Below are 17746 nucleotides of genomic sequence, written 5' to 3' on the forward strand. Positions count from 1 at the left end.
CTTTTCAGCACCCGCCTTGATCACTGCCGTTGCCGCCGATTAGAAATCGACGATGTTGGAAATATAGGCTTCCAGCTCATCGATCGGCAGGCGGATCTGTTTCATGGTGTCGCGATCGCGGACGGTGACGGCGTTGTCGTCTTCGATGGTTTCAAAGTCGACGGTTACGCAGAGCGGCGTTCCGATTTCGTCCTGACGGCGGTAGCGGCGTCCGATGGCACCGGTCTGGTCGTAGAACACCTTCCAGCGTTTGGAAAGCTGCTCGAAGAGTTCCCGGGCTTTCCCGACGAGCTCTTCCTTGTTTTTGACCAGCGGCAGCACGGCCACTTTGTACGGTGCGATACACGGCGCAAAACGCAGGACGGTGCGCGCTTCGTGGCCTTCCGGCGCACGGCGAACGCCGACTTCGGCGGTTTTGATTTCACCGGTTTCTTTGTTGATCCACTCTTCGCGGTAGGCTTCGCAGAGCAGGGCCAGGGCAATACGGTCAACGCCGGCCGACGGTTCAACCACGTGCGGGATATAGGTCTCGCCGGTGGCTTCGTCGCGGTATTCCATTTTTTTGCCGCTGGTGTTCTGGTGCTGCGTGAGGTCGAAGTTGCCGCGTGCGGCGATGCCTTCGAGCTCCTGGGTGCCGAAGGGGAAGTCGTACATAATGTCGGTGCAGGCCGAAGCATAGTGGGCCAGGGCGTCGCCTTCATGAATGTCGCGATGCATACGGCCTTCCGGAAGGCCGACTTTTTCGTACCATTTGAGGCGTTCGTTCACCCAGTATTCGTGCTGTTCGGCGTCCGTTCCCGGCTTAATGAAAAATTCAAGTTCCATCTGTTCAAACTCGCGCGAACGGAAGGTGTAGTTGCGCGGGTTGATTTCGTTCCGGAACGCTTTGCCGATCTGCGCAATGCCGAAGGGCACTTTGTTCCGGACCGTGGAAAGTACGTTGCCGAACTGGGCGAAAATGCCCTGAGCGGTTTCCGGCCGCAGGTAGGCGACGTTGGAACTTTCCTCGACGGGGCCGACGTAGGTTTTAAACATCAGGTTGAAGGCGCGCGGTTCGGTGAGCGTGCCCGGTTCGTTGGTGTCGGGACCGACGAGCTTGTCGTAGGCTTCGAGCGGGATGTCAAGCAGGGCGACTTCGGAATAGTCGGAAACTTCGCCTTTGGCGATTTTCTTAATCTTCTTTTCCGCCGGAGCCGGTGCATTTTCGTGGTAGGCAAACATCAGCGCCGACTCATCGGAGTTGTGTTTGAGCACAAAAATCTGGTCGGCGCGGTAGCGGCCTTTGGTTTCGCGGCAATCGAGCATCGGATCCTTGAAGTTACCGACGTGGCCGGAGGCTTCCCAGACTTTGGGATGCATGATGATCGAGGAGTCGAGGCCGACGATGTCTTCGCGCAGCTGGGTCATGGATTTCCACCAGCAGGCTTTAATGTTGCGCTTCATTTCAACGCCGAGCGGACCGTAGTCCCAGAAGCCGTTGATTCCCCCGTAAATTTCCGATGTCTGGAAAATAAACCCACGCCGCTTGCAGAGACTCACAAGTGCGTCCATAGTTACTTCATAGTCGTTTGCTTTCATAAGACGGGCGAGAATGCCGAAGCGCCCCTAGCCGGTCAAGCAGAAGAACGGTAAGAAAAACGTGTACAAACAGGGAAAACTCTAATAAATCCAATTGGTTATGAAGGATGTTGAACTCAGGCGGCGTGTTCCCGTCGCCACGATGGCGCTAATAGGCGTATCTTTACTGGGGATTTTTCAGCTGGTGATGCTGGCGGGCGGTTACCGTCTGCCTGCATCGACGGTGAAAAAAACGGTGCCGTGGCTGTACGATTCTTTTCGCCGTTTTGTCGGCGAGCATCCGGATACCCGACCGGATTCGGTCAGCCGTTCCGGAGAGAGCGGAGGGAACCCGGCGCTTGAAGCCGTTTCCGGAATCAATCCTGAAGAGCTTTCGGTGACGCTTGAAGCCGCGGAGCCGGTTGAAATAAAGCCGGTTGAGGATGTTCAGCCGGAGCTTCCGGTGAGCGAGCCGGAAAAAGAGGATCTGCTGGATTCCGACGAACCGGTGGGTTAAGGGCCGGGTTTATCTCTTTTTCGGTTTCACGAGCAGCGGATTGAAGGTGTACAGGTTGCGGACAGCGCGCAGCGGGGCCAGAAAAAAGATGTGGGCAACGCCTTTCTGAATGGGCCATTCGCCTTCTTTTCGGCTGATTTTAAGCAGTAAGGGAAACATCACCAGCCAGACGATGGCATCATGAATCAGAATGATAATCTGAAACCAGCTGACGGTGGTGCCCGTTACGAGCGTAAGGTTCGGCGGGTGGGCGGTAAACCAGTCTTTGACCCAGCCGCCGGCCACCGGTCCGAGGGCGGAAACTGCGCCGATCAGTGACCAGTGCACAGCCATTGCCATGGTACGGCCTTTTGCCGGAGAAAGAACGCCGAGCAGATTAAACTGCAGCAGTCCGACGGCGGCATATACGCCGCCGGCAATGATGGAGCTGCAGCATAAAACCACCACGGGCTGGGGAACTTTTCCAAGAATGGGCAGCAGGCCGCTGCTCTGACCGTTCAGAATAAACCATGCAATGGAAAACAGCGGAACGGTCAGCACCATGGCCAGGCCATAGGTGCGCAGTCCCATGCGGCTGATCAGGTGTCCGCCGACGAAACTTGCGATCACGCCGCTGAGCATGCCCGCCATCTGAATCGAGGAGAGGTGGGTGTAGGTGAGGGCGAATTCCGTTTTGAGATAAACATTCATAAACGGCGCAAAAAAACCGAGCCCGAAAAACCAGACGCACATGGCCAGGGTGAAATAGCGGAAATCCGGATTTTCCAACGGATGGAAGATGCGTTTAACGGCCGAAAGTGAGCGGTTAACGGGCTGGGGTTCCGGTTCATAGACAAACCAGTGGATTACAATATCCATAATGCCGAACACGGAGGCCAGAATCAGAATCCAGGCAAATCCATCCAGGCTCTGTTCCGGGAAAAGGTCGAGGAACCAGCCGGTGATGGCTACGGTGGTCAGGGAAGTGACCATAACCCACCCCTGACGCTGGGCCCAGAACGAAGAGCTCCGGTCGGTCGGCACGAGGTCGGCCATCCAGCTGAACCAGATCGGCGAACTGGACTGGGCAACCAGGCCGAATAAACCGATGGCGGCCAGTGTTAAGAGGATGGCCGGGGAGAGCGATTCCTTGGCCGTAAGCATATAAATGCCGGGAATCGCCAGAAATGAACGGGCCAGTCCGTGCGTGATCGAAAAGAATGTTTTTCTGTGGGTGAGGCGTTCGGTGTAGAAGGTGGCCGGAACCTGTACAATCATACCGAGCTGAAACAGGGTGGTGGTCAGGCCGATGGCAATGCCGCCGGCGCCGAGTTTTTCGAGCATCAGCGGAATCGGTCCGTTCTGTATGGTCATGAAGAAAAACATACCGATCGCGCCGGCAATCGTGCTGTTACGCAGAGAGGTGTCCAGATTCGGAGGATGCTGAGCCATCATGATTTTTCCACCGGAAAAGGATTAAACCTGCCAGTACGCCAGAAATTCCACATTTCCGGCCGGACCTTTTATGGGAGAAGTGCAGAGGTCCAGCCATTGGAAACCCAGCTCTTCGGTGCCGAAGGTGCGAATTTTTTCAATAACTTCTTCGTGAATGGCGGGATCGCGTACCACACCGCCTTTTCCGACCTGATCCTTGCCGGCTTCAAACTGAGGTTTGATCAGCGAAACAATATGGCCGCCGGGCCGGATCAGCTGTTTCAGCGGAGGGAGAATGTTGGTTAGCGAAATGAACGAGGTGTCGATCGAACAGAAATCGGCCGGTTCGGGAACTTCTGCGGTGGTGATGTAGCGTGCATTGGTGTTTTCCATCACAATCACGCGGTCATCCTGCCGCAGTTTGTAGTGCAGCTGATTGGTTCCGCAATCGATGGCGTAGACCTTTGTTGCTCCGTGCTGAAGCATAAAATCGGTAAACCCGCCCGTGGAGGAACCGATATCCAGACAGATCGCATCGGTCAGATTGAAGCCGAACTGTTTGTACGCCCCTTCAATTTTAAGCCCGCCGCGGCTGACATATTTTTCCCTCTCCTTGAGCGTGACGGCAGCGTCGTCTTTATATTGATGGCCCGGTTTGGCCGCCACCTGTTCGCCCACTTTTACCAGACCGGCGCGGATCAGCCGCTGGGCCTGTTCACGGCTGTCGGCAAGTTCGCGCTGTACAAGAAGCTGATCTAATCGAATTTTCGGCATAGCGCGTATTTACAATCTACTTCCGCAATGGATTCAACTCAATACCGCTTCGAATTACCGGAGGCCGGTTGCGATTACCGGCATCTGATGGGCAGGATCAGATCACTTCAACACACGGCTGCTCGGAGATTGAGGTGTTTTTCCGGGAAACAGGAGAATCTTTTCTTTGTCCATAAATCCGCTACCGTGTACGTTTTGCCTTTTAGGAATTTGAACAGGAGCTGAGAGATGATGAAAAGTATGATCGTATTGATGCTGACGGCATTATCCATCCATGCCGCAGAACGGCCCAACGTGGTTATCATTTATGGTGATGATGTGGGGTTGGGTGATGTGGGGGCGTATGGTTCGGAAATGATTCCGACGCCGAATATCGATCGGCTTGCGGCGGATGGGCTTCGGTTTACGGATGGACATTGCGCGGCGGCAACATGCTCGCCTTCGCGTTTTTCGATGCTGACCGGTATTCATGCTTTCCGTGAAGGGGTGTCGATTTTGCCGCCGAATGCGCCGCTGAGTATTTCCACTGAAATACTGACGCTGCCCAAACTTTTTCAGCAGGCCGGTTACACAACGGGTGTGGTGGGAAAATGGCATCTGGGTATCGGGGCCGAAGACGTGGAAACCAACTGGAACGGGGATGTGAAACCGGGGCCGCTGGAGATCGGGTTCAATAAATCTTTTTTGCTTCCATCGACGAACGATCGGGTGCCGTGTGTTTATCTGGATGGACATCGGGTCGTGAATTACGACCCGGATGACCCGATTTATGTGGCAAGAAAAATTGAGGATGTTCAGAAAAAAGGCAGTACGCAGTATCCGGACGGGAAAACGAACCGAGATGCGATGACCTATTATCAGAGCACACACGGGCACGACAACAGTGTGATTGGCGGGATCGGCCGCATTGGCTACATGTCGGGCGGAAAGAAAGCGCTGTGGAATGATGAGACCATGGCGGATGAATTTGTGAAGCAGGCAAAAGCTTTTATTACAGCGCATAAAGACAAACCGTTTTTCCTCTATTTCGCCTCTCAGGATGTTCATGTTCCACGTGCGCCGCATCCCCGTTTCCAGGGAAAAACCGCTCTGGGCTATCGCGGAGATGCGATGGTGCAGTTTGACTGGTCGACCGGCGAAATTATGAAAACGCTGGATGAGCTGGGATTGACTGAGAATACCATAGTTATTTTTTCATCGGATAACGGACCGGTTTATGATGATGGCTATGATGACGGGACCACGGTGAGAACATCGGAAGCGGAGTCGGATCGCGGGCATGATGGATCCGGGATTTACCGCGGCGGGAAATATCAGATCTATGAAGGCGGAACACGCGTGCCGTTTATTATTCGCTGGCCGGCACGCATCAACCCCGGCGTATCCGATGCTTTGGTGAATCAGATCGATTTTATGGCTTCGTTTGCCGCTCTGCTTAATCTTGAAATTCCGGCTGATGAAGCGGGCGACAGCCGGAATACACTGGCCGCATTTCTTGGTCAGGATAAAGAAGGTCTTCCGTTTATGATCGAAGAAGCGGGCCGTTCGGGCCGTGCTTTGCGTGTCGGCCCCTGGAAATATATTCAGGAGTCGGTCAGCAGGAAACGGAAGAAACCCGGTCAGCCGGCGCAACTGTATAATCTGGCGGTTGATCCCGGAGAGCAGCATAATATTATTACTGAACATCCCGAAAAAGCCGACGCCATGGAAAAACAGCTGGTAGAATTGATGACCGTTCCCGGGATTAGATAATGAAAAATGCAGTACTGCTACTATGCATGTTAAGCGGCCTGGTTTCGGCCAGGCCCAATATTATTTTCATCAACGCTGACGATCTCGGCGTGATGGATGTGGATTATAACAGTGACCGCTATATCACGCCCAATATTCGGCGTATCTGCAAAGAAGGCATGGTTTTCAGCGAGGCTTATGCGGCGGCTGCGAGCGGTGCGTCGAGCCGCGCCTGTGTCATGAGCGGTCAATATACGCCCCGGCACGGGATTTACGGGACGGACGTGGCGGGTATCGGAAAAGCAAGTGAGCGCAAACTCATTCCGGTGAAGAGTGAAAAATTCCTGCCTCTGGAAAATGTAACGATTACCAAGGTGCTGAAGGCGGGCGGTTATAAAACGATCCATCTTGGCAAATGGCAGATCGGGGAAGACCCGACCGAACAGGGGTTTGATGTCAATATTGGCGGATACGCCGCCGGTGTGCCAAAGGGCGGATATTTCGTTCCGTTCCGGCAGGGGCTGATGGCGGAGTATAACAATCAGTACCGGGCGGGTACGCACAGTGTTGATGTGCTGACCGACCAGGCGGTTAAATTTATGCAGATTAATCGGGAAACGCCGTTTTTCATGAGTCTGCAGTTTTATTCGGTACATGCCGGGCTTGAGCCGGTGCCGGAACTGGTTGAAAAATATGATCCCGCCACGGTGGATCCGACCTATGCCTCCATGATCGAAATGGTCGATCTGGGGGTCGGCCGCATTCTCGATGCGGTTCGCGATCTGGGACTGAAAAATAATACAATGATTGTTTTCACTTCCGACAACGGCGGCGTAAAAGCGGTTTCTGATCAGACCCCGTTCCGTTCGGGAAAAGGCTCGTATTTCGATGGCGGGATTCGCGTTCCGCTGGTGATCAGTTGGCCGGGACATTCGGCAAAAGCGGGGTTGTGTGAGACTCCGGTGATCGGGGTGGATTTCTATCCGACATTTCTGGAAGCCGCCGGCCTGAAAGCACCAAAGGGAAAGGTGCTCGATGGCGTCAGCTTAATTCCTCTGCTGAAAAAACGCGGTACGATTCCGGAACGTCCGATTTTCTGGCACTTCCCGGTCTATCAGGAAAGTCTCGCTGCAAAAGCGGACGATGCCCACGATGAGTTTTTTCTCACACGCCCCGGGTCGGCGGTCCGGATGGGCCGCTGGAAGCTGCATGAATATTTTGAAGACGGCCGCATCGAACTGTACGACCTGGCCGCCGATCCGGCCGAACGGATGAATTTTCAGCATCTGCACGTTCGAACCACTGAAAAGCTGCACCGCGCTCTCGTTGAGTGGCGTGAAGCGATCGGAGCACCGGTTCCCGATCAGCCGAATCCGGAATATCATCCTGCGGAAAATCCATAACGGGTAAAAAAACGGCGCTTTGATTTTTCAAAGCGCCGTTTGTTTGGTCTGTTCAATCAGACGTTATCCGCAGCTAGGCCCTTTGGCGTAATACTGTCCGACGAGGTCCCAGTTGATCACATTGAAGAAGGCATTAATGTAATCGGGACGACGGTTCTGATAGTTCAGATAATACGCGTGTTCCCAGACATCGAGACCGAGGATCGGTGTTCCGTCGCAGGCAACCTCTTTCATCAGCGGGTTGTCCTGATTCGGGGTGGAGCAGACGCTGAGGGTTCCGTCGTCGTGTTTGCAGAGCCAGGCCCAGCCGGAACCGAAGCGCGTGGCCGCGGCGTTGCTGAAGGCGTCCTGAAAGCCGTCGATACCGCCGAAGGAATCCTTGATTGCGGCCAGCAGTTCGCCGGTGGGTTCCTGTTTTTCACCGATCATAATTTCCCAGAAGAAGGAGTGGTTGGCATGGCCGCCGCCGTTATTGCGGACCGCCCCGCGTTTGTCTTCCGGAACCTTGTCCAGATTGGCGCAGAGTTCGCACAGCGGCGTATCTTCGAGCCCGGTTCCTTCGAGGGCGGCATTCACTTTGGTGATGTAGGCCTGGTGGTGTTTGGTGTGATGAATTTCCATCGTTCGCGCATCGATGTAGGGTTCGAGCGCATCGTATCCGTAGGGGAGTGCAGGTAATTCATAAGCCATAATAAACCTCCGTTAAGTTTTGTTTTGAACGGGTTCTATAATGGATTGAATGGAGCGGGAGTCAAATTTAAACAGTACAAAAATGGTCATATATTATTTTATTCGGTCATGCGGCCGGGGCTTTAGGGTTGAATAAATTTCCAAACCTTGGAGAATGCTCTCTTTTCCGGCAATTAAGGTGATATGGACAGCAATACAAATATAGCGATACTGGGATTCGGTCTGATGGGGGCTTCGCTTGCGCTCGGGCTGAAAAAACGCGGCTTTACGGGTCGCATCACGGGCTATGCGCGGCGGGAGGAAACCCGTCTCCAGGCTTTGGAAAACGGCGTGGCGGATGCGGTGTTTGCGGATCCGGCCGATGCGGTGCGCGAGGCGGATCTGGTGGTGATCTGTGTGCCGATCTGGACGATTGCCAAGCTGGCGGAGCAGATTGTACCGGCACTGAAGCCCGGCGCGGTGGTGACGGATGTGGGCAGCACGAAGTCGGAGCTGCTGAAACTGATGTGCCCGCTTTTCCAATCTTCGGAAGCACATTTTGTGGGGTCGCACCCGATTGCCGGTTCGGAAAAAACCGGGATCGAGGCGGGAAACCCGGATCTGTACGACGGCCGTCTCTGCATTGTCTGTCCCGTGGAATCCACGCCGGCGGAAGCGAATGAGCGGGTTTCCAATCTTTGGAAAACGGCGGGGTCGGAAGTGGTGGAAATGTCGCCCTGCGAGCACGATGCCATGCTGGCTTCGACGAGCCATCTGCCGCATATGATTGCTGCGGCGCTGGCGCGTTCGGTGGCGGACGGTGATCCATCGGAAAAAGCGGACTACTGCGGGACGGGATTCAAGGATACGACCCGCGTGGCCTCGGGTTCGGCCGACATGTGGGTGGACATTATCGATACCAATCGCGATGCGCTGGTGGAGGAGATTGAACGCTTTCATGATGAGCTGCAGGGGCTGATTCAGATCCTGCGCAGCGGCCATGGCGATGATATTCGGAAATGGCTGGAAGACGCGCGCGACGACCGCGACGAGATTTTAAAATTAAATAGATTTCTTAAGAGGTGAGACTTGAAACCTGAAACTGGAAACTTGAACAAAGAGGCGTCGAAGACCGACCAATCAAAAACCAAAAATCGAAAATCAAAAAGGGTCTATCCGGCGAAGCTGGAGGGGAGCGTGAGCGTTCCCGGGGATAAGAGTATTTCTCAGCGCGTGGCCATGCTGGCGTCGCTGGCGGACGGCACGTCGAAGGTGACCGGCTATCTGATGGGCGAGGATGCGAAAAGCACCCTCTCGGCGATGGAGCAGATGGGGGCCAAAGCGGAATTCAAAGACGATGCGCTCTACATTACCGGCGTGGCCGGCAAGCTGCAGCAGCCGGCGGAGCCGCTGAATATGGGCAATTCCGGAACGGGCACGCGCCTGCTGGCCGGGATTGTGGCGGGGGCCGGCGTGGAGGCTTCGATGATCGGCGATGATTCGCTGTCGTCGCGGCCGATGGGCCGGATCCGGCATCCTCTGGAACAGATGGGCGCGAGCATCGGACTGACCGGTAAAAAGGGAACGCTGCCGATGATGATTATGGGCGGCAACCTGAAGGGCATCGGCTATCTGCTGCCGATGGCATCGGCACAGGTGAAATCGTGTGTGCTGCTGGCCGGTCTTTTTGCCGAGGGAAAAACGACGGTGGTGGAACCGCGCCCGACGCGGGACCACACCGAAAAACTGTTCCAGGCGCTGGATATTCCGATCGAGATCAACGGCCTTGAAATTTCAGTGCAGGGAACGGGTAAAGACGGCGTGCATTTCCAGGCGCGCGATTTTACGGTGCCGGGCGATTTTTCGTCAGCCGCATTCTGGATTGTTGCGGTGGCGGCGCGCCCCGGCGCGGAACTGGTGATTGAAAACGTGGGACTGAATCCGCGGCGCACGGCGCTGCTGGATGTGATGAAGCGCATGGGCGCGGATATTGAGGTGACGGTGACCGAAGCGAAGGGCGATCCGATCGGCAATATCCGGGTGCGCGGCGCTCAGCTGCAGGGTACCGTGATTGAAGGTGATGAGATTCCGAATCTGATTGATGAGATTCCGATTATCTGTGTGGCCGGCGCTTTGGCCGAGGGACAGACGGAGGTGCGCGACGCGGCGGAGCTGCGGGTGAAGGAGTCGGACCGGATTGCGGAGATGGTGAAAAACCTCAAGCTGTTCGGCGTGCAGGTGGAAGAGAAAGAGGACGGCATGGTGGTGACGGGGCCGAATAGGCTGGTCACGCCGGACGCGGTGATTGACAGTCACGGAGATCACCGCATTGCAATGTCGGCGGCGATTCTGAACAGTTTTGCGACGGGCCCGATCACGATTGATCAGGTGGACTGCGTGGATACCTCGTATCCGGAATTCTGGCAGCACCTCGAACAGCTCGGCGGTAAAACAAATTAATTGCACCACAGAGGTTACGGAGGCCACAGAGAAAATTACTCTGTGAACTCGGTGTTCTCCAGCGAAGCGGGTGGTAAAAATTTTAGGAGAGAGGATGAACAAAACAATTGCAATAGACGGGCCGTCGGCGTCCGGTAAGTCATCGGTTTCGAAGGGTGTGGCGGCCGCGCTGGGCTTTATTTATGTGGATTCAGGCGCGCTGTATCGCGGGATCACCTGGCAGGCACTCCGCAAGGGAGTGGATGTTCACGATGCTGCTGCGGTCATCGCGTGTATGGAAAATACGGACTGGGACTTTTTCGTGCAGGACGGTGCCGCGACGTTTTCGGTGGACGGTAATGTGCCGGTGCAGGAGCTGCGTAAAAAGGATGTGCGGGAAAATGTGTCCTTTGTGGCGGTTATTCCGGAGGTTCGCACTTTTGTGGTGGACAGTCTCCGGGCACTGGAACATTTCGGTTCGCTGGTGATGGAAGGCCGCGATATCGGAACAAAGGTTTTTCCGGATTCGCCGTATAAATTTTATCTGGATGCCGATCCGGAAGAGCGCGCGATGCGGCGCTATCGCGAACTGGTGGCGGCCGGTGAAAATGAAAAGGCCGAAGAGGTGATGGAGAGCCTTAAAAAACGCGATAAGATCGATTCGACCCGCAAGACGGATCCGCTGACGGTGGCTCCGGGTGCTCAGGTGATTGACAGCACATCGATGACGCTGGACGACGTGATCCAGACGGTGGTTGATGCGGTGAAGGAGTAACAACATGATTGATTCTGAAAAACATGAAGTGATGGCTGATATGCGGGTTTATCAGTTTTCGACCCGTATTTTTAAATTGTTTCTGCTGATCTGGCATCGTCTGCGTATCCGCGGCGCGGAAAATATTCCGGCTCGCGGCGGTGTGCTGCTGGCATCGAATCATGCGAGTTTTCTGGATCCTCCGGTGGTGGGCGTGGGTTACCGCGGCCGTCCGGTGCATTTTATGGCGCGTAATACGCTGTGGAATTCCAAATTCGGTTCGTGGTGGATGGACCACGTCGGCTGTATTCCGGTTTCGCGCGGCACGGGCGATATCAAGGCGCTGAAGCTGACCATTAAAGCGCTGAAGGAGGGGAAGGCGGTTTCGATGTTTCCGGAGGGCACGCGGACGGAGGACGGCGAGCTGCAGGAGGCCAAGGGCGGAATCGGATTTATTATTGAAAAGTCGGGCTGTGTTGTGGTGCCGGCGTATATTGACGGCACCTATAAAGCGCATCCCAAAGGCACCAGATTTATCAAACCGTGCAAAGTGACGGTCACCTACGGCAAGCCGATTACACAGGACGATTTCAAGGCGCTGGGCACGGGGCGCGCGGCGTATGATGATTATGCCAAACTGATTATGCAGCGCATCGCGGATATCCGCGACGGGAAAGGCTATTAATGAAACTGGTTCAGGGACAGATCTGGAAAAAGGGCGATGAATATATCCGTCTCGTCGAGCGGGAACGGCTCTCGGTGAAATATAAAGTGATGGCTGATCCGGTGACCGGCGAAGGCACGTTGCATGATCTCTCTAAAAAAGAGTTCTGCCGTCTGATCAAAGAGGCTGAACTGCTGAAGCCGGGGTCGGAATTTTACGACCATTCTGATGAGGATTGAGCCGACTCCCGAAAAGGAGCGCGGTTATGAAGGGGATTGATTTGACCAACTGTTTTTCAGGAGGGACGAAGTGTCGGGCGATTCCGGGGAGCCCGAACGAGAAGGCGGTATAGGAATGAGCGAAACCATGCATGAAGCACTGCACCGGGTATTCGGTTTTCAGCAGTTCCGGCCGAATCAGCAGGAGATTGTTGAGCACATTCTGAAGAAGAAGGATGTGTTTGCGGTGATGCCGACGGGCGGCGGCAAGTCGCTCTGCTACCAGTTGCCGGCGCATATGCTCGACGGCCTGTGCGTGGTGATCAGTCCGCTGATTTCGCTGATGAAAGATCAGGTGGATGCCGCCAAGGCCAACGGGCTGGATGCGGAATTTCTGAACAGCTCGCTGGGCATGAAAGAGCGCGCGCGCGTTTTCCAATCCCTGGAAAACTATCAGCTCGATCTGCTCTATGTTTCGCCCGAGCGTTTTGCGATGCCGGACTTTATCGCCACCCTAAAGCAGGCGGAGGTTACGTTTTTTGCGATCGACGAAGCGCACTGTATTTCGGAGTGGGGCCACGATTTCCGGCCGGACTATCTCGCGCTGTCGAATATCGTGAAGCATTTTCCAAAGGCTGGAATTGCGGCGTTCACGGCAACGGCGACGCATCAGGTTTCAGACGATATTATCAAAAAACTGGGCCTGCGTGATCCGCATCTGACGCGCGCGTCGTTTGATCGGCCGAATCTGTTTTATCAGGTGGTGCCGAAGGATAATCTTGAAATCCAGCTGCTGGAATTTCTGCGGAAGCATCCCGGCGAATCGGGGATCATCTACCGTACGTCGCGCAAGAGCGTGGAATCCACGGCGGAATTTCTGCAGGGGCAGGGGATCAAGGCGCTGGCGTATCACGCCGGGCTGACGCCGAAACAGCGGAAGGATAATCAGGATAAGTTCAACCGCGATGAGGTCGAGGTGGTGGTGGCCACGATTGCCTTCGGCATGGGGATTGATAAGTCGAATGTGCGTTTTGTGCTGCACGGCGATCTCCCGAAAAACATGGAGGGCTACTATCAGGAAACCGGCCGTGCCGGCCGCGACGGCGAGCCGTCGCGCTGCGTCCTCTATTTCAGTCGCGCAGACATTGTGAAGCTGCGCTATTTTATTGAGCAGACCGAGGATCCGAAGGAGCGGGAAATTGCGGAGCATCAGCTTTTCCAGATGGTCCGGTTTGCCGAGGCGAACGTCTGCCGCCGCAAAACGATTCTGGGTTATTTCGGTGAAGACTACGCAAAGGAAAACTGCGAAACATGCGATATCTGCGTGGGCGATGTGGAGCGGATGGATGCAACCGTGCCGGCGCAGAAGGTGATGTCGGCGGTTTATCGTTCCGGCGAGCGGTTCGGCGCCGCGCATATTGCCGATATTGTGGTTGGAGCAAACACTGCGCGGATTCGCGAGCTGGGCCACGATCAGCTGAAAACCTACGGCGTGGGCAAAGACGAAACCAAGAAATACTGGCGACGGGTAATTGACGATCTGCTCGCGCAGGAATGTCTGGTGCAGGATGCGGAGCGGTATTCCGCGTTGGCGCTGACGCCCAAGGGCAAACTTGTTCTGATGGGTAAAAAGACCTTTGAAGTGATTCGCCAGAAGGCGTTCCAGGCCTCGGAAAAAACGCAGGTGGCGGGCGATTATTCCAGAAGGCTGTTTGATCAGCTGCGGGCGGAACGCCAGCGGCTGGCGAAGGAGGAAGGCGTGCCGCCGTTTGTGATTTTCTCCGACCGTACGCTGCGCGAAATGGCGCTCTATTTCCCTGATACGCCGGAGCAGATGGCGGGTATTTCCGGCGTCGGTGCAGCCAAGCTGGAGAAATATGGCGACACCTTTATGACGATTATCGAGATGTTTAAAATCCGTTTTCCCGAAGAGGCGGAGCAACGCGCCGTGCTGCAGGTGCCGGTAAAAACCAAAAAGAAGAAAAAGAAGGCCGGCCGGACGGTGCGCGAAACGCTGAAGATGGCGAAGGCGGGGCATTCGCTGGAGGGTATTGCCGCGGTGCGCGGTCTGACGGAATCAACGGTGGCCCAGCACATCGAAACGCTGCTGGCCGATGGGGAGACGCTGGAGATCGACGAGCTGATTCCGGCCGAAACCCGTCAGCTCTGCGAGGGGTTGTTCGGCCGAATGGGCGGAGCGTCCATGCGGTCGATTATTGAAGCGTCCGGCAATAAAGTCACCTATGCCGACCTGCGGGTGGTGCGGGCGTTTATGCAGCAATCATAGGCCTGCCGTTATTCCCTGAGGGGGAATATTCTACAAGACTTTTTCACGTCTTAGTCTTTCTTGCGGACATAAATCTCTGTAGTCTGTTCGTATAGTATCCGGTTTGTGAAAAAGGAGCGGTAAGTTGGTTAGATTTAATTGCGGGACTCAGAAGTATGCGTATAGACAAAATCAACATAGAGAATTTTAGATGCTTTCGCGGCAAGTTTACTTTGAAGCTCAATGAGGGTGTTAATGTTCTGGTCGGTGATAATGAAGCAGGCAAGTCGACAATCCTCGAGGCTGTAAACCTGGGGCTCTCTGGAGTTTTGAACGGGAAGTATTTGAAGAATCAGTTGAGTCCATACCTATTTAACCATCAGGTTGTTGATGAATACATTGCAAGTCTCAACACGGATCAAAAGAAATCTCCTCCACATATCCTGATAGAGATTTTCTTTGCCGATGATTTTCCGTTGTTTGAAGGTAATGGGAACAGTGAGCGACTAAAGGCTAGTGGTCTTAGTTTAAAAGTTGAGTTTGACCCTGACTATAAGAGCGAATACGAGGTTCTAGTATCCAGCGGAGGTGTCCTGTCGATCCCTGTTGAGTATTATAGAGTAAGTTGGAAATCGTTTGCCCGGGAGTCCGTGACAGGACGAAGTATTCCGTTAAAATCAGTGTTGATTGATTCAACCTCAAATAGGTATCAAAACGGGTCAGATGTATATATTTCGCGAATTATCCGCGACGATTTGGATGATATGGAAAAGGTCGGATTATCGCAGGCCCACCGTCGCTTGAAGGAGGCTTTTGGGAGCGATAAAGCTGTAGCGGCTATTAACAAGAAGGTCAATGACAAGGCGAAGGTCTCTAACAAAAAGCTTCATGTATCCGTTGACCTGTCTTCCCATAATTCATGGGAAACATCGCTGATGGTTTATCTAAATGAGACTCCATTCCAGCAAATCGGAAAAGGCGAGCAGTGCATTGTAAAGACTAACCTTGCACTTGCTCATCAGAAGGCACAGGAAGCAAATATTGTATTGTTAGAAGAGCCTGAAAACCATCTGTCTCACTCCAAGCTAAATGAGCTAATGGATGCGGTATCGAAAAGCTGTACGAAGAGACAGGCCATTATATCAACACACAGTAGTTTTGTGGCGAACAAGCTCGGGCTGGGTCATTTGATACTTTTGAAAAATCCAATGGTTACGCGCCTAACGGATCTCTCACCGGACACTTATGATTTTTTCAAGAAGCTACCGGGGTACCAAACCCTTCGGCTCATTCTCTGTAAAAAGGCTGTATTGGTGGAAGGAGATTCAGACGAGCTCATTTTCCAAAAGGCATACATGAAGGAGAATAAGGGCCGGTTACCTATCCATGATGGTGTCGATGTAATTTCGGTAAAGTTGACTTTTAAACGATTCCTGGAGATTGCGGTTAAACTTGAGCACCCAATCGCTGTCATTACCGATAATGACGGAGACTATGAGAATAAGATTATCAAGAAGTACTTAGATTATGAGGAAGTCGACTATGTAACTATATTCGCGGACAAGAGAGAATCACTAAACACACTCGAACCTCAGTTTGTTGATGCTAATAAGTCTGATCTGAAGGGGCTTTGTAAGGTTATCGGCATTTCTTCCGAAACATACGATACTCCGGCGAAGGTGAGAAAGTACATGCTGGGTAGCAAAACAACTTGGGCTCTGCGAGTTTTCGAGGCAGAGGATTCCGTTAAATACCCGGATTATATCCAGCGGGCAGTCAGGTGGTGTAATGACAAATAACACACTAATTATAGCTGCCGCTGGCTCCGGGAAAACAACGTACCTTGTTAATGAGGCTTTGCGAATGCCTTTAAGTGAGCAGGTTCTTATTACTACCTATACCGAAGCCAACGAGGCTGAAATTAGAAAGCGGTTTATTTCTAAAAAGGGATGCGTACCAAGCAATATAAAAATCCAGACATGGTTTTCCTTTCTGCTTCAACACGGTGTTCGGCCATTTCAAAGTGTGCTCAATGAATCCATTCATGAAGAAAGTATAGGATTTTATCTAACGAGTAATCGGTCTGGGCAAAAAGTGGATTCAGAAGGTGTGCCTATTACTGTTGGTGGACATCCGCAGTATTGGGGTGAGAATCATTTTAACAAATTTTACTTCACGCCTACCCATAAAATTTTCTCCGATAAGATCTCTAAGTTCATTGTTAATGCCGATAAAGCGTCTGAGGGTGCGGTTCTGAATAGAGTTAGCCGACTTTATGATCATTTCTTCATTGATGAAGTTCAAGATCTGGCAGGCTTTGACCTGGAGATCATCAATCTCTTGTTTAAATCAAACTCAACCGTATTGCTGGTTGGTGATCCCAGACAGGTCACTTATTTAACCCACACATCAACAAAGTACAAAAAGTACCGAGATGGGAAGATCAAAGGTTTCGTAGAGTCCGAACTAGGAAAACGAATAACTTGCACTGTAGATGAAACTACGCTTGGTGCATCCCACCGAAATAATAAGCAAATCTGTGATTTTGCTAATAGGATTTACCCCGACCTATCCCCAGCGGTACCTTGTAGTTGTGATTCATGTAGAGAGTTTGAAACTGATCACGAAGGCGTTTTCTGGATCAAAGAGGAAGATGTTGATCAATATATTGAAGAATTTCATCCAACACAGTTGCGTTGGAGCTCGGCGGTGCAGTGTAGAGAAAATGCTCCAGCTATGAATTTTGGGGAGTCCAAAGGATTGTCTTTTGAACGTGTCCTGATTTATCCAACAGAAAAAATGGTCGGATGGATTAAAGACAATAGCTATGACTTGAAAAATGAAACTCGGGCTAAGTTATATGTTGGGGTCACAAGAGCCAAACGGAGTACTGCAATTGTTTTAAAATCGCAAGATACCGGTGTTGATGGTGTAGAAAGGTATCCTGCGGCATGAAAAGAGAACGGGTCGGTCCTCGGATTTAAGGAGGAAGGCTCGCGGTAGGCAGCTACAGCTCACCTTTCGACGTTTCGTATCTGTACCGCATCTGTCGCGTGAGTCATTCAGGCCAGTGCCCGCGTTCTCTGTACCTTTGCGTGAGATCGGTTTTCAATGATTTTTTTCAGGGCCGTTGATTGTCGGGAGAAGGCGGGACGCCTGCGGTACATAATACCCTGTTTGATACCTTCTCGGTATAAACCTCGTAGTCCAGAAGCTCCGAAGTTTCACCACGAAGGAGCCAGAGGAACACGGAGGAAGGATTCTGTGTTCTCCGAGGTCCTCCAGAGGAGCGGGTGGTAAAAATATACCCGTATGTTTCAGCAAGTGGTATAAGGCTCGGG

15 protein-coding genes are annotated in these 17746 nt (G+C 53.1%); 11 read left to right on the forward strand and 4 right to left on the reverse strand.

Annotated elements, in window-relative coordinates; translation table 11 throughout:
• Positions 1–39: 39 nt before the first annotated feature.
• A complete protein-coding gene (locus tag P9H32_RS02610) occupies positions 40–1551 on the reverse strand; it encodes a glycine--tRNA ligase (RefSeq protein ID WP_322607305.1) in 1512 nt (503 codons plus the stop codon).
• A 127-nt stretch (positions 1552–1678) separates the two neighbouring features.
• On the opposite strand from P9H32_RS02610, the gene P9H32_RS02615 reads away from it, so the two are divergent.
• Complete coding sequence (locus P9H32_RS02615; RefSeq protein ID WP_322607306.1) at positions 1679–2074, forward strand: hypothetical protein; 396 nt, start codon at positions 1679–1681, stop codon at positions 2072–2074.
• 9 nt (positions 2075–2083) lie between these two features.
• Here the strand turns inward: P9H32_RS02615 and P9H32_RS02620 are convergent, their stop codons facing one another.
• Positions 2084–3508, reverse strand: coding sequence for an MFS transporter (locus P9H32_RS02620; protein WP_322607307.1), 1425 nt, complete (start codon positions 3506–3508; stop codon positions 2084–2086).
• Positions 3509–3529: 21 nt separating this feature from the next.
• Positions 3530–4261: a TlyA family RNA methyltransferase gene (locus tag P9H32_RS02625; RefSeq protein ID WP_322607308.1), complete on the reverse strand. Its 732-nt coding sequence runs from the start codon at positions 4259–4261 to the stop codon at positions 3530–3532.
• Positions 4262–4489: 228 nt separating this feature from the next.
• Between P9H32_RS02625 and P9H32_RS02630 the strand changes: the two genes are divergently transcribed.
• Positions 4490–6013, forward strand: coding sequence for a sulfatase family protein (locus P9H32_RS02630; RefSeq protein WP_322607309.1), 1524 nt, complete (start codon positions 4490–4492; stop codon positions 6011–6013).
• Positions 6013–7395, forward strand: coding sequence for a sulfatase (locus tag P9H32_RS02635; protein ID WP_322607310.1), 1383 nt, complete (start codon positions 6013–6015; stop codon positions 7393–7395). The genes P9H32_RS02630 and P9H32_RS02635 overlap by 1 nt, the downstream gene beginning before the upstream one ends.
• Before the next feature lie 63 nt (positions 7396–7458).
• Here the strand turns inward: P9H32_RS02635 and P9H32_RS02640 are convergent, their stop codons facing one another.
• Positions 7459–8085: a superoxide dismutase gene (locus tag P9H32_RS02640; protein WP_322607311.1), complete on the reverse strand. Its 627-nt coding sequence runs from the start codon at positions 8083–8085 to the stop codon at positions 7459–7461.
• A 183-nt stretch (positions 8086–8268) separates the two neighbouring features.
• On the opposite strand from P9H32_RS02640, the gene P9H32_RS02645 reads away from it, so the two are divergent.
• From P9H32_RS02645 to P9H32_RS02680, 8 genes are all read left to right on the forward strand, one after another.
• Entirely contained in the window at positions 8269–9150 is an 882-nt protein-coding gene (locus P9H32_RS02645; RefSeq protein ID WP_322607312.1) for a prephenate dehydrogenase, read from the forward strand.
• A 3-nt stretch (positions 9151–9153) separates the two neighbouring features.
• A complete protein-coding gene (aroA, locus tag P9H32_RS02650; protein WP_322607313.1) occupies positions 9154–10524 on the forward strand; it encodes a 3-phosphoshikimate 1-carboxyvinyltransferase in 1371 nt (456 codons plus the stop codon).
• A gap of 94 nt (positions 10525–10618) precedes the next feature.
• A complete protein-coding gene (gene cmk, locus P9H32_RS02655) occupies positions 10619–11278 on the forward strand; it encodes a (d)CMP kinase (protein WP_322607314.1) in 660 nt (219 codons plus the stop codon).
• Positions 11279–11282: 4 nt separating this feature from the next.
• On the forward strand, positions 11283–11942 hold the full coding sequence (locus P9H32_RS02660) for a lysophospholipid acyltransferase family protein (protein ID WP_322607315.1): 660 nt from the start codon (positions 11283–11285) through the stop codon (positions 11940–11942).
• Positions 11942–12160: a hypothetical protein gene (locus P9H32_RS02665; RefSeq protein ID WP_322607316.1), complete on the forward strand. Its 219-nt coding sequence runs from the start codon at positions 11942–11944 to the stop codon at positions 12158–12160. The genes P9H32_RS02660 and P9H32_RS02665 overlap by 1 nt, the downstream gene beginning before the upstream one ends.
• Before the next feature lie 115 nt (positions 12161–12275).
• Positions 12276–14426: a DNA helicase RecQ gene (gene recQ / locus P9H32_RS02670; RefSeq protein WP_322607317.1), complete on the forward strand. Its 2151-nt coding sequence runs from the start codon at positions 12276–12278 to the stop codon at positions 14424–14426.
• A gap of 155 nt (positions 14427–14581) precedes the next feature.
• Entirely contained in the window at positions 14582–16204 is a 1623-nt protein-coding gene (locus P9H32_RS02675) for an ATP-dependent nuclease (protein ID WP_322607318.1), read from the forward strand.
• The gene (locus P9H32_RS02680; RefSeq protein ID WP_322607319.1) at positions 16194–17360 is read left to right on the forward strand and encodes a UvrD-helicase domain-containing protein; all 1167 of its coding nucleotides are present in this window, start codon (positions 16194–16196) and stop codon (positions 17358–17360) included. Before P9H32_RS02675 ends, P9H32_RS02680 begins: the two co-directional genes overlap by 11 nt.
• Positions 17361–17746: the final 386 nt, after the last annotated feature.

Origin of the sequence: Pontiella agarivorans, from assembly GCF_034531395.1 — a bacterium.
Classification (GTDB): Bacteria; Verrucomicrobiota; Kiritimatiellia; order Kiritimatiellales; family Pontiellaceae; genus Pontiella; species Pontiella agarivorans.

Excerpts from the sequence above, each read along its gene's own strand:
- P9H32_RS02610 (WP_322607305.1), bottom strand. The coding sequence starts at position 1,551 with ATGGACGCACTTGTGAGTCTCTGCAAGCGGCGTGGGTTTATTTTCCAG.
- P9H32_RS02615 (WP_322607306.1), top strand. The coding sequence starts at position 1,679 with ATGAAGGATGTTGAACTCAGGCGGCGTGTTCCCGTCGCCACGATGGCG.
- P9H32_RS02620 (WP_322607307.1), bottom strand. The coding sequence starts at position 3,508 with ATGATGGCTCAGCATCCTCCGAATCTGGACACCTCTCTGCGTAACAGC.
- P9H32_RS02625 (WP_322607308.1), bottom strand. The coding sequence starts at position 4,261 with ATGCCGAAAATTCGATTAGATCAGCTTCTTGTACAGCGCGAACTTGCC.
- P9H32_RS02630 (WP_322607309.1), top strand. The coding sequence starts at position 4,490 with ATGATGAAAAGTATGATCGTATTGATGCTGACGGCATTATCCATCCAT.
- P9H32_RS02635 (WP_322607310.1), top strand. The coding sequence starts at position 6,013 with ATGAAAAATGCAGTACTGCTACTATGCATGTTAAGCGGCCTGGTTTCG.
- P9H32_RS02640 (WP_322607311.1), bottom strand. The coding sequence starts at position 8,085 with ATGGCTTATGAATTACCTGCACTCCCCTACGGATACGATGCGCTCGAA.
- P9H32_RS02645 (WP_322607312.1), top strand. The coding sequence starts at position 8,269 with ATGGACAGCAATACAAATATAGCGATACTGGGATTCGGTCTGATGGGG.
- cmk (WP_322607314.1), top strand. The coding sequence starts at position 10,619 with ATGAACAAAACAATTGCAATAGACGGGCCGTCGGCGTCCGGTAAGTCA.
- P9H32_RS02660 (WP_322607315.1), top strand. The coding sequence starts at position 11,283 with ATGATTGATTCTGAAAAACATGAAGTGATGGCTGATATGCGGGTTTAT.
- P9H32_RS02665 (WP_322607316.1), top strand. The coding sequence starts at position 11,942 with ATGAAACTGGTTCAGGGACAGATCTGGAAAAAGGGCGATGAATATATC.
- recQ (WP_322607317.1), top strand. The coding sequence starts at position 12,276 with ATGAGCGAAACCATGCATGAAGCACTGCACCGGGTATTCGGTTTTCAG.
- P9H32_RS02675 (WP_322607318.1), top strand. The coding sequence starts at position 14,582 with ATGCGTATAGACAAAATCAACATAGAGAATTTTAGATGCTTTCGCGGC.
- P9H32_RS02680 (WP_322607319.1), top strand. The coding sequence starts at position 16,194 with ATGACAAATAACACACTAATTATAGCTGCCGCTGGCTCCGGGAAAACA.